Here is a 13,675-nt window from a genome sequence, read left to right on the forward strand (position 1 = left end):
CTCGTCTTTGGCGTCGTCCGCACTGGCTATCGCCGTCATCGCCATCAGCAACGCTGCAAGGATCCAGAACCCGCAGAATGTAGTTTTGATGTTGGACCTCCACTGGCAAAGAAGTGATGAACTCAGCCGCCATGCACCTTGCTCACGATCTTGTCCATTTCGGCGGCGGTGAATGCCCGGCAGGTGGTCGTGTGGACGTTGCCCATCGCTCCCAGATGCAGGATGGCGGCAGTCGCCGTTTCATCATCCGGGGCATCCAAGATCAGGAGGCCGTCGTGGTCGCCCAAGGTCCAGTAGATGTCCTTCACCTTCACACCTAGCTTCTTCGCCTCGGCCTTGAAGATCGCTGCCCGTTTGGTGGTGTGGTCGATGTCTTTGATGCCCTGTTGCGAGAACTTGATGTTCGTGATGAAAGTTGCCATCTGGTGAGTCCTGGGTGTTGGGAAAGAGGGGCTGCCGCAATCGCCTTGATTCTACCCACGTTGGCAAAGAGTAGAATCAGCCGAGAACATGCGAAGTGACAACTGCTCGATTCACCTCTGTCAGTGGTGTGCGGCAGCTGTTATTCGGCTCCTGGTGTGCTGAGACCAATGAATTTACAAGGCCTGCGATCGTCATTACTGCTGCTGACATTTGCTACGGCGTCGCTGATTCAGCCTGCGGCGGCCGCAGAAGATTCGCCCCACTGGCGGGGCAACAATCGCAACGGGGTCGTCACTGAGAAGTCAGGCTGGAATGGCGAGCACTGGATCAACTCTAAACCGGACTGGACCGTGCAAGTCGGCGAAGGAGCGTCGTCGCCGCTGGTTGTCGGCCAGCAGGTGTTTACGCTGGGTCATCGGGACGGCCGGGACATCGTCACCTGTCTGGAGGCCAGTACCGGCAAGCCAATCTGGACGGCCAACTACAAAGCTCCGAAATACGGACGTAACGCAATCGGTGATGAAGGGCTTTACTCCGGGCCGTCTGCCACCCCTGAGTTCGATCCCGCTACGAAGCTGCTCTACACGCTGAGTGCCGATGGCGCCCTGCACTGTTGGGACACCAAAAACAGTGGCGCTAAGGTCTGGCATCGAAACCTTTACGACGACTACCAGATGCCGCAGCGCGCCAAGGTTGGTCGCAGTGCACGACGTGATTACGGCTACACTTCGGCTCCCTTGACGCACGGTGATCGGCTGCTCGTAGAGGTCGGCGGGCCCACCGGCACCATCGTCGCCTTCGACAAACTGACCGGAAAGGAAAGCTGGCGGTCCAAAGCCACGAGTGTCGCTGGTCATTCCGGTGGATTGGTGCCGCTGACCGTGGAGGGAGTCCCGTGTGTGGCGGCATTGACCTTTGATGGACTGCTCGTGATCCGAGTCGATGCGGGTCATGCCGGTGAAACCGTGGCAACCTATCCCTGGGTTACCGATTTCGCCAATAACATTTCCAGCCCGGCAGTGCATGAGGACTGTGTGCTGATCACGTCGGCCTACAACGACCAGGCGATGTGCAAGCTCCGCATCACTCTGCGCGGAGCGACGAAAGTCTGGGAACAGCCCGTCGCCTCAAAGGCTTGCACTCCCGTGATCCATTCAGGGCGAATCTACTTGGCCTGGGACCGACTCCGCGCTCTGGATTGGGAGTCTGGAAAGGTCATTTGGGAGGGGCCGGTCGTTGGCGATGCGGGCTCGTGCGTGGTCACTGCGGATGAGAAGCTCATTGTGTGGGCCAATCGAGGTGAGTTGTTTTTAGCGGAAATCAACGCCGAGAATGCCAAATACCGCGAGTTGGCCCGTGTCAGCCGCCTGGCTAAGTCAGACGTTTGGCCGCACCTGGCGGTCTCGCAGCAGCAGATCCTTCGCCGCGACCGAGTGGGCAACCTGATGCGATTTTCCCTTGGCGTTACCGATAAGTAAGGCAATGCGGCGGCCGAGAAGCCTGCCTGTCGCCAGACGAGCCAAGCAGCGACCGCCATTAGAATGAACAGCGTGGTCCAGACCGGCCCGAAGATCCAGTCGGGTGGGTTCCACGAAGGCTTTTCGATCGTTCGATACCAGCCCTCGATCTCCGGCGTGGTGGCAATGGCCCCGAGAGCCCCCGCACCGAGGCAGATGGCGATGAAGATGACGAGGCCTATCCAGCAGGTGCGGTCCGTCAATGCGCTCTCCTTTGCTTGATTCGTCTCGGCTCAAGTAAACTCCGCTAGCTCACAGTATGATCGTGGGCAACGCCGAGTGGGCGGGTTGTCAGTATCATTGGGCGGCGCGACGGACTTTCCAAGACGGGTAATTTGCATGTCTCGACTCCTTACCTTGCTCATTTCGTTCAGCCTTTCGATCAGCGCGGCAGCCAATAAGCCCAACATCCTCGTGATCGTCGCGGATGATCTGGGATACTCCGACATCGGTGTGCACGGTGGCAAGGCCGTGCCGACGCCGAACATTGACGCCCTCGCTGCTTCGGGCGTCCGCTGCACGAGCGGTTACGTATCCAGTCCGTATTGCAGCCCGAGCCGCGCCGGGTTTCTTACCGGTCGGTATCAAACTCGTTTCGGTCACGAGTTCAATCCTCACGTCGGTGAGGAAGCCAAGCTCGGCTTGCCCCTCGACCAACGCACGATCGCAGATCATCTACGTGCAGTCGGTTACGCGACCAGCTTGATCGGAAAATGGCATCAGGGCTTCGACCACGCCCATCATCCGCAATCACGCGGTTTCGACGATTACTTCGGCTTCCTCGTCGGCGGACATAACTTCCTGTTGCACAAAGACGCCAAGCCGGTGTTCGGCAGTGCTCATTCGCACGACTTGATCTATCGCGGTCGTGAGGTCCAGAAGCTCGATGGTTACACCACCGACTTGTTCACCGACGAGGCCCTTGGTTTCATGGATCGCCAGGCCGAGAAGCCCTGGTTCCTCTACCTAGCCTACAACGCAGTTCACACGCCGCTGGAGATCGTCGACAAGCACAAAAGCCGCATCCCCGCCGATGTCACCGATCCCGCTCGACGCGGTTATCTATCGCTGCTGCTGGGACTCGACGATGCCATCGGCCGCATCACCGCTCACCTTGAAAAAACAGGCCGGTCGAAGGACACGCTGGTCTTCTTCTTCAGTGATAACGGTGGCTCGGGCCGCAAGCCCTACTTCGCTTACAACACGGGTGTGAACAGTCCGCTGCGCGGCGACAAGGGGCAGACGCTCGAAGGAGGAATTCGAGTGCCGTTCTTTGTCTCCTGGCCCGGCAATGTGCCTGCAGGCAAGGTATATGATCATCCGGTTATCACGCTGGACGTTTTGCCGACAGCTTTAAAACTGGCCAGAGCGCCTTCTCCTGCCGACTTGGACGGCGTCAACTTGTTGCCGTTCCTGCGAAGCGAGGCCAAGGGCTTGCCACACGATTCACTCTACTGGCGATTCGGTCCTCAGAAAGCGGTTCGTCGTGGGCAATGGAAGTTGGTGGACTGGAGAGATCACGACGCCAAGAAGAATAGCGGCTGGCAGTTGTTTGATCTGAGCAGCGACATCGGTGAGCAACGTGATCAGGCAGAAAAAGAGCCTGAATTGGTTGCCCAGCTCAGCCGGGACTGGGAGCAATGGAATGCCAAGAACATTGCGCCCCGTTGGCATGGCAGTCCTGCCGAAGATCCGACCGCCCCGCCCAGACCGGCGACCAAGAAGAAGTAGCTCCGGGTTCCTCCTATGCCTGCGGTAATCATCATGGACCAAATGATCATTCGATGTCTGTTATCCCTGACGCTGTTTTTTGGAGTGCTGGGAGCCGCTCGGGCTCAATCGCCCAAGCCGGTTCGGGTGCTCATTTGGGACGAGCAGCAGCCCGAACAAGCCAAGGTTTACGAAAACTTTCTCGGCAACGCGCTGGCCGATCATCTCGGCAAACGCCCCGGCATCCGGGCGTTGTCAGTCAATCTCAGTTCGCCCGACCAAGGACTTGATTCCGCCACGCTCGAAGCGACCGATGTCATCGTCTGTTGGGGCCACCGCAAGCATGGCGAGATCAAAAACGAACGTGTCGAGGAGACCGTTCAACGAGTGCTCGACGGCAAGCTCGGCTTCATCGCGTTGCACTCGGCACACTTCGCTCAACCGTTCATGCGTCTGATGCACGAACGAGCCAAGGCCGACGCACCCAAACTGATTCCTGAAGCAGAGCGAGCGACTGCCAAGTTCGATTTTTCGGTGCCGCTCAAGCGCAACCTGGTCAAACGAGACGCCAAATTGACGCCGTCGCTGGAAAAGGTGGACGGAGTGTGGCGACTTACGCCGCCAGCCTGCGTGTTTCCGGCCTGGCGGGCCGACGGCGCGCCGAGCCACGTCACCACGTTGTTGCCGGACCATCCAATCGCCAAGGGACTGCCCGCGAAGTGGGACATTCCGCAGACCGAAATGTATGACGAGCCGTTTCACGTCCCGACACCGGACACCGTGGTCTTCGAGGAACACTGGGACAAGGGGGAGAAATTCCGCAGCGGGTGCGCTTGGCAGGTCAAGCAAGGACGAGTCTTCTACTTTCGGCCCGGACACGAGACTTATCCGGTCTACCGGCAAGCCGAGAATTTGACCGTGATTGAAAACGCAGTTCGCTGGGTTTCGCCCTGATAGACTTGTTGCGATCCCCTCCGCATTGCAGATACTAGGCAAACCACGAGTCGCATTGTTCAAGGGGGTAAAGCCGCGAGCGACGCAGCGACTCTCTCGGCAATCTCCGCGTGCAGTTCCGCAGGTAACGGCCCACGGGCAGCAGCGGCCAGATTCTCCGCAAGGTGCTCGGCGTTACATGTGCCGACGATCGTTGTGTGGCAATGCGGATGAGTTACCGTGTAACGCAGGATCAGTTCAGCCCGGCTCATATTCGCGGGCAAGACTTCGTCGAGCTTAGCCCCCGACCAGACGTCGTTGAGCGCCGGACGCTGAATCTCGGCGTCCGGCCCGCCCTGGGCTACGCCGCCGCGCAGGATGATTCCGGCTCCCGACTCCGCCGCCTGTGTGATTTGGTCGCGGTGCTGCGGGGCGAGGCAAGAATATGGGATTTGAAAAGTATCGAAGACGTTCAGCGCGATCAGCCCGGGCAGGTTTGGCATGGAACTGGATGCACCGATGAACCGCACGAGGCCCTGCTTGCGGAAGCTCAGAAGCAATTCGATCAGCCCTTCACGCTGGAGGGTTTCGGCGTCGCCGCCGTGGAATTGCAACAAGTCGACGAAATCCGTTTGCAAGCGTTTCAAACTGGTTTCGAGATTACGCTGGATTACGTCCTTCTTCCAAACATGGTCGATCTCTAAGTGATCATCGTGCTGTGCATAGACGCAGCCGCATTTGGTCGCGAGGTGATACTCTTTCCGCCGACCACCGATGTACTTCCCGATTCGCTCCTCACTCAGGCCATAGTCGGGCGCAGTGTCGATGAAGTTGATCCCGCTATAGAGCACGCGGTTCAAGAACGCGTCGGCAGCCTCATCGTTCACCACTCGCATCCCCCAAGTCCTTGGCCCGCGCAAACCCATACTGCCGTAGCCAAGTTGCGTCACTTGCAGGCCGGTGCGACCGAGCGTCTTCTTGATCATGGTTTTACCTGAGCTGTTCTTCACTCACGTCCTTGTTCTCAACAGTGCATCGACTTCCTCTCGCGAGGGCAGAGCAGGCTGAGCACCATGCCGCGTTGTGGCAATGGCACCTGCCGCGCAAGCAAACTGCACAGCCTCGCGCAACATCGCTCCTTCTCCCAGGCGCACGGCCAGCGCTCCGGCAAATGCGTCACCGGCAGCCGTGGTATCAACCGAATCTACAGGAAATGGTTCACACCACTCTGGCTGTCCGCCGTCGCTCAGGACGGCTCCCATGCTTCCCATGGTGATCACTACCGACTTTGGCCCCATGCGGCTGAGTTGCCATGCTGCAGACACCGCGTCATCTAGTGATTGAATGGGCCGACCGGCAAGTGCGGATGCCTCGATACGATTAGGGCACATAACATCAACTTCCAGCAGATTCCTGGGAAGCTGGTCGACCACCGGTGCCGGATTAAGAATCGTCCGCACGCCTTTCTGTCGCGCGACAGCAATGGCGGCAGCAACGGCATTTGTGCAGACCTCCAGTTGAAGCAAGAGTATGTCGCACGATCCAATCGCGTCAGTGGCCGCCGCGACGTCGTCCTCCGTAAAACGACCATTCGCACCAGGTACGACGATGATTGAGTTCTCGCCTGACTGTTCGACGGCGACGATGGCCATTCCGCTGGCGCAATCCGCCGTTTGCCACACGAGCGACGTATCCAGTTTCTCGCGGACGAGGCCCGTCAATAAACGCTCACCGAATACGTCGTCACCGACGCGTCCGATCATCGTCACTTGACCGCCGAGCCGCGCAGCCGCCACCGCCTGGTTGGCTCCCTTTCCGCCCGCTACCTCAGACGACGAGTCCGCAAGCACGGTTTCGCCTTGCTGTGGCAGCCGCGCACAGCGAATGACGATGTCGCGGTTAATTGAACCTAAGACGGCAATTCGAGGAAACTTAGGAACCATTTCGCTAGCTCAATCGGTCAGCTTCGTAATGGGTGTCAGTTCGAGCTTGCGAAACTCAACTTCGGAACCTTCAGCTTGGAGGGCGATTTGCCCTTTCGTGGCAGTGCATTTGGCGCCGTGGTTCACAAGGTCGCCGTTGACCCACACTTTGACTGCGTCCTCCACGCATTCGACGACCATCGTGTTCCACTCGCCGGGCTTCTTTTCTGAATCGTCTGTCAGGTTCAGAATGCGTCGAGTCTTACCTTCGGTGACACCCCAGGTCTCCTGGGGGCCGCGGCGCTTGACCATGTCGGGCACGGTGATGTCTTCGACGATGCACCAGAAATCGCCAGCGTGACCGGAATTCATCTGCACCTCAATCGACTTCGGGAACATCTTGTAAAGCGCCCGGGGCGTGGAGGCATGAACCAGCACGCCGCAATTGCCGGGTTGGGCCGCGAAACGGTACTCGACTGCCAGCCGATAGTTCTCGTATTTCTCCTTCGTAATGAGGTGGCCAGCCGGTTGGCCCAGACTGACCAGCAGCCCGACGCGGACGATAAAGGTCGCTTTGGCGTCCGGGTTCTTATCCAGTTCCGGAACATCGACCTGCCAGCCGGTCAGATCCTTGCCATTGAACAGGCTGACCGATTTAGCAGTTGCGGGCGCAGGCGGGGAGTTCGTTACGGCCGGCGGGTCCGCTTGGAGCACGCCATTGCAGCAGCAGAATACGAAGAATGACAGATAGCAGCAGATTTGTTTAGACATGATATTACCTCTTGTGAATCCATCAGAATTGCAACGTGCCCAGGTGCGTCGAACTCTTGAAATCGGCGTACGTCATTACCCACTGAGCATAGCGTTCCCACTTCGGCTCGCGTGTGCTGCGGCCGCGCAAGATGTTCAATGCCCATTTCTCTCCCGGCTGGGGAGCATCCGTTCCCAGAGCGGCATGGGGAATCGCGAATTCGACAACGTACTGATTGTCTTCAAGGCTGACGCAGGCCTTCCAGTCTGCATTCCACTCCGCATCGCCCTCGAGTGCATCGAACTGCAGGCCGGACCGCACTTCGGATACCTGGGATAACTTTCTTGAGCGCCACGGCGCATCTCTGTGGGGCTGCGACTTCTTTTCGGTGAAATCAGTCACGGCCCGTGGGGTCGAGACGCTGTTCGTGCTGGTGTTTCTCTGCATCAAGTCAAGGGAAGTGATCTTTTCGAAGTCCACCACGAACCCCAACTCGGCGTGGGTTGTTGAGCAGACGGAGACCTTCCTCGATCAAACCATCAATCGTGATGAGAAACCCTCGATTGTGCTGCGCGTCACAACATTATGGAGTTTCATGCGCGAGTTCTCGCCACCCAATCCAAAAAAGGGGGGCTGGCCGGAAATACCACCCAGCGATTCTGCTTCAGACCCTTATTGCCGTAACGCGTTGTCCTCATTCAAGAACGGGCATATCGCAGTCACCCATACGTGGGGTGGCGAGAACTCGCGCATGAAACTCCATAATGTCGTGACACACAGCAAGGCAATCTTGCACAACGAGCCAGTAGGAATTCTTTGTTACGACGTTGACATCCTGTGGTCTTTGATCCGGAGCCTCAGCGACGTCTTGCAAATCACTGCAGCCGGGATCACGGTCCGGCGATGAAATCCAGGTCGTCGGCAAACTCGGAAGCGTGCAGGTCGGTGATCTTGTCGAGCACGCCATTGTCGAGATTCGCGAAGAACCAGTCGCGCCCAGCGCTGCCGGTGGCCACCTTGGGTTCACTCACCTATGCCGATCTTTGGGCCGACTATTGGGCCAATCCCGACTAACTCCCATAAACCATGATCGCACCCCTCATCGCTCATCGGCGAACGGCTTGTGCAACATCGTCTCGATCGTCCGTTGCAGGAATCGCGCAACGCCGGCATTGTCGGCGTAGATACGCGGCGTGTCGCCTGCGAGGGGACTTTCGAGCAACAGCACGTGTCCCTGCCCGGCTGGAGACCAGAGCACGCGCCAGTGACTGGTGCGGTGGAGGAACGTCTACCCGCCGTCGGTGGAGAGGCGAAGGAACGAATTCTCCCCGGTCAGTACCGGGTCGTGCGGATCGACGAGTAGTGGGTCTGGCATGGGTGAAGGCTCGCTAAATATCGAGTTGCTGCGTCGAATCGCCAAAGCTGTCGAGCTTCAGTCCCATGCGGTCGGATACCGTCATCAGCAGGCTGGAAAATTTGCGGTTCTGGCTCTTCTCGAATTCCAGCGTCCGACCGGTGGCGAATTCACCACCCAGGCCGCCCGCCATCAGCAGCGGCACCTTCTCCGCACTGTGGGCGACCCATTGTTCGTTGGCCAGCATGATGCACGAGTTGTCCAGCACCGTCCCGTCGCCCTCCTGAGTGGCGGCCAGCTTGCCGACCAGATAGCCATACTGCTCGACCCAGAAACGCGAGATCGACGCGAATTCCTTCCCCTGCCAATTGTGCGAAAAGCTGTGGTGGTCGTCGCGCAAACCGAGGAACGGATACACCTGCCCGGAGAGATTGTTCGTCAGCAGCATGGTCGCGATCCGCGTGCGGTCGGCCTGAAACGCCAGGGCCACGATGTCGCACATCAACCGCGCGTGGACATCGAGCTGCGTGGGCAGGCCGTTGGGCGGTCGCTTCGCCTTGAACGCGTCATTCGCGGCGTCCTTGTCGTTCGCCTGCAACCGCGACAGCCGACCTTCCACTTCGCGCACGCTGCTGGCGTATTCCTCGATCTTCGCCTGGTCGGAACGGGATGCTTTGCGAGTCACATCGCGGAGCTGTTCGCGGACGTGATCCAGAACACTCGCGTGCGTCCGATTCCCTTTGCTTTCGAACAGGCTGTCGAACGCCAACGAGGGGTACAGCTCGGTGGGCACCGGCGACACGGGCGAACTCCACGACACGTGCGAGGCATACATCATCGAATTGCCCGACTCGTGAAAGCCGCTGATCGGGCGCTCGCAGGCCAGCACCAAGCTGGACAGCGCAGTCGCATCGCCAATGCGTTTCGCGAGCACTTGGTCCAAGCTGGCGGCGGCGCGAATTTCTCGGCCGTTCTTCGGTCCAACGCCGCTGAGAATGGCGGCCGCTCCTTGAGCGTGCCCGCCGCCGTAGGGGTTGCGCAAGCCGTGGAGGAAGTTGACCTTTTCCTTGACCGGTTCCAGCGAGGCGAAGGCGGGGCCGAGTTCCAAATTCGCGCCGTCTCCCTTCGACCACCATTCGGCTGCATGAATGCCGTCGCCGAAGAACAGGAACGCGAACCGCTTCGGCGGAGCGTTTTCAGAGGGGCGATCACCGGCTGCCGAACAGATCGATTCGAGCCACGGCAATGCCACCGTCGCTCCGAGACCCTTTAAGACAACGCGACGCGAGAATTGGGATGCCATGTGAAATTCCTTTCGAGGTTTTGTTGGTGATTCGAATCGTTTCTCAGTTGCTGGCCACAGGATAATCCCGGCCGCGCTGCTGGCGAAACTGCGGACTCAATACAACTGTCTCAAACAACGTTGAAAATCGTCCATCCGCTTGCAACCGTTTTTCCATCTCCTGGAGCAACGGTTGGTCCGACAGCAACACTGAGCGGCCAAGTGCATAGCCTAAGAACTTGCGGCACAGTTGGCGATCGAAATCCGAACGGCGCTGCTTTTCCACGTACTCGATCAAGCCGGAAATTCCCTCCACATTCTCGCTGCCGTGAATCTGACCGGCGGTCTGGATCGTGCGGCCGGCCAGGTCCTTCGACCGCGAGCGGCCGATCGCATCGAAACCTTCCATCGTCAGCCCCAGGCCATCGAAGTGGACGTGGCACATCGCACATTTCCGGTTGGCAACGTGGTCGGCCAGCAGTTCGCGAATCGTCTTCGATGCCTCCTTCTCTGTCTTCGGCAATTCCGGTACGTCGGCAGGAGGCGGCGGGAAATGCTGGCCGAGCAAGTGATGCACGACCCAGAACCCACGCTTCACGGGGCTCGTGCGCTGACCGGCCGAGTTCTTCGCCAAGATCACCGGCATGCCGAACAAACCGCCGCGGCCGACGCTCCGCAATCCCTCGACACGATGCCACTCGGATCGCTCCGTCGAAAGCTTTCGGTATTGGGCCTCGATCGCGCCGCCGTAGTACTTGGCGAGGACATCGTTGACGAACGTCGTGTCGCTGCGGAGCACTTCGCCGACCGGTTGGTCCTGCTGAATCAAATGCATGATCAGCCGCGTCGGCTCGTCGAACATCGCCTGCCGCAGGGCCGCGTCGTAGCCGGAAAATGACCCGGCCGGGATCGGGTCCTTCGCCAGGTAATCGCGATATCGCAGCCATTGGCCGAAGAACTCGCGAGCAAACGCCTCGACCTTCGGGTCCTTGAGCATGCGCCGCGTTTGGCCTCGCAGTACGGTTTCGTTCTGGAGCTTCCCGGATCGAGCCGCCGCCGCAAGTTCTTCATCCGGCAACGACGACCAGAGGAAATAGCTTAGCCGCCGAGCAAGCGCGTCGTTGGACAGCGGGTAGACGCCGTTGCCCGCGGGCGATTCCGGAATGCGGTAGAAGAAGTCGGGCGACATCAACACGGCCGTGAACACGCCACGCAGCGAATCCTCGACGTCTTGGCCTTGCTTCCGCAGCCGCTGGTAAAGCCCCCGCAACGCGGCCGATTCGTCCGGCCGCAGCGACCGGCGATACGCCCGCTCAGCCAGCCGTTCCAGATCGGCGAGCGCCGGCTGCTCCGCCTGCTGCAAGGTCCGACGATGTTCGGCCAGCCCGGCCCGAACTTGCTGAAAGAATCCGTGGATCAGATCGAACTGCGAATTCGGCTTCTCGGGCTGAATGGCGTCCTCGACCAGTTTCACACCGAGTTTTTCCAAATAGACCCGTTCGAACTTGGACAGCAGTTCTTCCTCGACGAGCAACGGATCCTCGGCCCGCAGAAAATCGAATCGCTTGTCGTGCAGCACGTGCCGCTCGGCCCGCTCGAACCAGACGAAGCCGCGAAGCAACGTCTCGACGCTTTCCGTGACGAAGTCGAGTTCCTTCCACAGGCGATTCAACTCGGCTTGCTCCGCCTCGGTCAGCACCTTTTCCACGAGCGGCCGGTCGTCGCGAAAGAAACCTTCGACGAGGTGGAAACCGGCGGCCAAGCCGCGACTGTTGTCGACGTAAAAGAAGCGATTGGGAAACGCGAAGCAGAAACGCTCGGCCGAACTCGCGAGGTCCTTGGCCAGTTGGCTGTCGGGCCGAATCAACAGTTCCGCACCGGTCGCTTGCGGTGAGTCGGGACGTTTGCCGGTCGCCGTCTGGACGGAAACGGCGGACTCCGGAGTGGCTTGCACGTCCAACTCGCACTCCAGCAAGAACTGTTTTCCCTGGAGCGCCGTCGCCGTTTCCGGAGTGAGCGGGATTTCGATCATCGCCGGTGTCTGCACGGCCAGCGAATCGGGAGCGAGCGTGCCGCCGCGCGGATGCTTGCCGAAACCGAGTTGCCGCGCGACTTCGGGAGCGTCTCGTTCGAGCACCGCTCGCAGCGTTTCGACTTCTTGGCTTTGTTCGTCTTTCTCGTTTCGCGGCGGGTTGTCGGACTTGCTGAACAAGGGCCGATGGATCACGACCACGCCGGGCGGACCAGCGTCAAACGCCGGATCAACGCGCAGATAAAACGTGACGCCCGACACCGGAGTGTCACCTTTCTTTGTCGGCAACTTCCCGACCTTGAACTCGTGCCGTGTCTTAAACACGCCCGCTTCAAACTTATCCCGCGCCGCCGCCGCTTGAGCCCGCAACTCGAGATGGCGAATCGGCCAGTTGCCGGCATTCGAGTTTATGAGGTTGGAATCCTTCTTGGTCAGTTTGCTCTGCACAAAAACGATGAGCTGCTCCAACTCCCGCAGTGGCTGCGGCACCTCTTTGGCATCGGTTGGGGCGGGCAGCGACTCCCACTGCGTGCCGAGTTGTTTGACGTAGCCGCTGCCGGACTTCGCTTCGTTCAGCGTTTTCCAAACGAGCGTCAGATACTTCCCGCTCAGCCCGCGCCTCGCGGCCCAATCATCGAGACTCGCGCCGCGATCGGGCTCGCCGCGATGTCGAAATCGCCAGGCCGCTTCCAGGTACTCGCCGACCCGCACTTCATGCCGGCGATAGAAATCGATGATCGCCTGCTCGGTCAGTTTCTTGCGTTCGTTGTACGACGTGACCGGTAACGGAGCGAACGCGATCCCGTGCGGCTTAAGCACCAGATGTTGCGAAGCGAACTGTGCCGCCCCGAGATACTTGTTGAGCAAGCTGGGCGTCATCCCGAGTGCTTCGCCCGTGTTATCGAACCCCTCGCCGCCGGCCGGATCGGCGGGAAATTCCGCAGTGGCTCGGATCGCCACGCCGGTCAGATCGCGGAGTGAGAGTTCGTATTCCGTGTTCGAGAGCCGACGCGGCAGGACGATGCCCGGGTCGCCCGCATGCTTCTTCGCTTCGGCGATCAGAATCGTCTCGATCGCCGCGACGACCGCGTTCCGTTCTTCGAGCGTCGGCTGCGGCTCGTCCTCGGGAGGCATTTCGCCGCCGCGAATGAACTCGACGACACTGTTCCAGCGGCGGAAATCGCTCGTCACATCGCGGTCGCGACCGTACCGCGTGAGGTCCAGTTCGCCCTTGGCTTGCTGCTTGCTATGGCAGTTGTGGCAATATTTCTTCGCGAACGGAGCGACCCGTTCCTGAAATAAATCGGCCGCTGTCGCTCGCGGCGCGAAACACACGGCGAGGCCGGCTAGCCAGACGATTGCTGGAAACGCATTCCAATTTAGTTGTCGCTGCTTCACGATTTGACTCACGTTGGATTCTTTCAAAACAACTCGGTAATCCGCTGGCCGTCGAGGAGCACCTTGGCCACCTCGGGAGGCACGCGGTTGGGCGAGATGCGAACTACTGGGTCGTAACCGAGCGACGTTTCATAACTCAATCCCGGTGACGGCGGAGCCGAAGGGAGTGGGCTCCGCTTCACCCAGGTGTTTGCATCTTGGGGTAGATAGGCCCCTTCTGCTGCCAGAGACAACGACGCACACCCGAGGACGAACACGAATGAATATTGACAGGAAGGCGACGGCAACATGGTCGGTGTGTTTCCTGTTTTTAAGGAACGTCTCATAGCCTGGTGTACCAACGAATCGGCGGT

General features: G+C 59.5%; 14 protein-coding genes and 1 pseudogene. 5 read left to right on the plus strand and 10 right to left on the minus strand.

Annotated elements, in window-relative coordinates; genetic code table 11:
• Positions 1-122: 122 nt before the first annotated feature.
• Positions 123-422: a GYD domain-containing protein gene (locus tag ETAA8_RS19760; RefSeq protein ID WP_145092224.1), complete on the minus strand. Its 300-nt coding sequence runs from the start codon at positions 420-422 to the stop codon at positions 123-125.
• 168 nt (positions 423-590) lie between these two features.
• Here ETAA8_RS19760 and ETAA8_RS19765 point away from each other — a divergent pair, with 168 nt between their 5' ends.
• A complete protein-coding gene (locus ETAA8_RS19765) occupies positions 591-1,901 on the plus strand; it encodes an outer membrane protein assembly factor BamB family protein (protein WP_145092226.1) in 1,311 nt (436 codons plus the stop codon).
• A 23-nt stretch (positions 1,902-1,924) separates the two neighbouring features.
• Here the strand turns inward: ETAA8_RS19765 and ETAA8_RS35945 are convergent.
• Positions 1,925-2,143, minus strand: a pseudogene (locus ETAA8_RS35945) (TspO/MBR family protein); the annotation flags it as partial.
• Positions 2,144-2,279: 136 nt separating this feature from the next.
• On the opposite strand from ETAA8_RS35945, the gene ETAA8_RS19775 reads away from it, so the two are divergent.
• Both ETAA8_RS19775 and ETAA8_RS19780 read left to right on the plus strand, forming a co-directional pair.
• Positions 2,280-3,671 (plus strand): sulfatase family protein, encoded by a 1,392-nt coding sequence (locus tag ETAA8_RS19775; protein ID WP_145092229.1) that lies wholly within the window; start codon positions 2,280-2,282, stop codon positions 3,669-3,671.
• Between the two features lie 15 nt (positions 3,672-3,686).
• A complete protein-coding gene (locus ETAA8_RS19780; RefSeq protein WP_145092231.1) occupies positions 3,687-4,604 on the plus strand; it encodes a ThuA domain-containing protein in 918 nt (305 codons plus the stop codon).
• Between the two features lie 59 nt (positions 4,605-4,663).
• Here the strand turns inward: ETAA8_RS19780 and ETAA8_RS19785 are convergent, their stop codons facing one another.
• From ETAA8_RS19785 to ETAA8_RS19800, 4 genes are read right to left on the minus strand one after another with little or no spacing between them, the layout of a single operon-like run.
• Positions 4,664-5,569, minus strand: a complete 906-nt coding sequence (locus tag ETAA8_RS19785) for an aldo/keto reductase (protein WP_145092234.1) — start codon at positions 5,567-5,569, stop codon at positions 4,664-4,666.
• A 24-nt stretch (positions 5,570-5,593) separates the two neighbouring features.
• On the minus strand, positions 5,594-6,526 hold the full coding sequence (gene rbsK, locus ETAA8_RS19790) for a ribokinase (protein WP_145092236.1): 933 nt from the start codon (positions 6,524-6,526) through the stop codon (positions 5,594-5,596).
• A 9-nt stretch (positions 6,527-6,535) separates the two neighbouring features.
• Positions 6,536-7,276, minus strand: coding sequence for a 3-keto-disaccharide hydrolase (locus ETAA8_RS19795; RefSeq protein ID WP_145092239.1), 741 nt, complete (start codon positions 7,274-7,276; stop codon positions 6,536-6,538).
• A gap of 22 nt (positions 7,277-7,298) precedes the next feature.
• Positions 7,299-7,577, minus strand: coding sequence for a DOMON domain-containing protein (locus ETAA8_RS19800; protein ID WP_145092242.1), 279 nt, complete (start codon positions 7,575-7,577; stop codon positions 7,299-7,301).
• Positions 7,578-7,644: 67 nt separating this feature from the next.
• Here ETAA8_RS19800 and ETAA8_RS19805 point away from each other — a divergent pair, with 67 nt between their 5' ends.
• Positions 7,645-8,163, plus strand: a complete 519-nt coding sequence (locus ETAA8_RS19805) for a hypothetical protein (protein WP_145092245.1) — start codon at positions 7,645-7,647, stop codon at positions 8,161-8,163.
• Here the strand turns inward: ETAA8_RS19805 and ETAA8_RS34780 are convergent.
• The gene (locus ETAA8_RS34780; protein WP_202921112.1) at positions 8,147-8,287 is read right to left on the minus strand and encodes a hypothetical protein; all 141 of its coding nucleotides are present in this window, start codon (positions 8,285-8,287) and stop codon (positions 8,147-8,149) included. The genes ETAA8_RS19805 and ETAA8_RS34780 overlap by 17 nt on opposite strands.
• A 92-nt stretch (positions 8,288-8,379) precedes the next feature.
• Here ETAA8_RS34780 and ETAA8_RS19810 point away from each other — a divergent pair, with 92 nt between their 5' ends.
• Positions 8,380-8,619: a hypothetical protein gene (locus ETAA8_RS19810; RefSeq protein ID WP_145092248.1), complete on the plus strand. Its 240-nt coding sequence runs from the start codon at positions 8,380-8,382 to the stop codon at positions 8,617-8,619.
• A gap of 25 nt (positions 8,620-8,644) precedes the next feature.
• Here the strand turns inward: ETAA8_RS19810 and ETAA8_RS19815 are convergent, their stop codons facing one another.
• From ETAA8_RS19815 to ETAA8_RS19825, 3 genes are read right to left on the minus strand one after another with little or no spacing between them, the layout of a single operon-like run.
• The gene (locus ETAA8_RS19815) at positions 8,645-9,913 is read right to left on the minus strand and encodes a DUF1552 domain-containing protein (RefSeq protein ID WP_145092251.1); all 1,269 of its coding nucleotides are present in this window, start codon (positions 9,911-9,913) and stop codon (positions 8,645-8,647) included.
• Between the two features lie 43 nt (positions 9,914-9,956).
• Positions 9,957-13,334 (minus strand): DUF1592 domain-containing protein, encoded by a 3,378-nt coding sequence (locus ETAA8_RS19820; protein WP_145092254.1) that lies wholly within the window; start codon positions 13,332-13,334, stop codon positions 9,957-9,959.
• A gap of 11 nt (positions 13,335-13,345) precedes the next feature.
• Positions 13,346-13,612: a hypothetical protein gene (locus tag ETAA8_RS19825; RefSeq protein WP_145092257.1), complete on the minus strand. Its 267-nt coding sequence runs from the start codon at positions 13,610-13,612 to the stop codon at positions 13,346-13,348.
• Positions 13,613-13,675: the final 63 nt, after the last annotated feature.

Source organism: Anatilimnocola aggregata (genome assembly GCF_007747655.1).
Classification (GTDB): Bacteria; Planctomycetota; Planctomycetia; order Pirellulales; family Pirellulaceae; genus Anatilimnocola; species Anatilimnocola aggregata.

Bases quoted from the DNA above. Each gene is read 5' to 3' on its own strand.
- ETAA8_RS19795 (WP_145092239.1), bottom strand. From the start codon at position 7,276: ATGTCTAAACAAATCTGCTGCTATCTGTCATTCTTCGTATTCTGCTGC.
- ETAA8_RS19760 (WP_145092224.1), bottom strand. From the start codon at position 422: ATGGCAACTTTCATCACGAACATCAAGTTCTCGCAACAGGGCATCAAA.
- ETAA8_RS19815 (WP_145092251.1), bottom strand. From the start codon at position 9,913: ATGGCATCCCAATTCTCGCGTCGCGTTGTCTTAAAGGGTCTCGGAGCG.
- rbsK (WP_145092236.1), bottom strand. From the start codon at position 6,526: ATGGTTCCTAAGTTTCCTCGAATTGCCGTCTTAGGTTCAATTAACCGC.
- ETAA8_RS19825 (WP_145092257.1), bottom strand. From the start codon at position 13,612: ATGTTGCCGTCGCCTTCCTGTCAATATTCATTCGTGTTCGTCCTCGGG.
- ETAA8_RS19785 (WP_145092234.1), bottom strand. From the start codon at position 5,569: ATGATCAAGAAGACGCTCGGTCGCACCGGCCTGCAAGTGACGCAACTT.
- ETAA8_RS19765 (WP_145092226.1), top strand. From the start codon at position 591: ATGAATTTACAAGGCCTGCGATCGTCATTACTGCTGCTGACATTTGCT.
- ETAA8_RS19780 (WP_145092231.1), top strand. From the start codon at position 3,687: ATGCCTGCGGTAATCATCATGGACCAAATGATCATTCGATGTCTGTTA.
- ETAA8_RS19775 (WP_145092229.1), top strand. From the start codon at position 2,280: ATGTCTCGACTCCTTACCTTGCTCATTTCGTTCAGCCTTTCGATCAGC.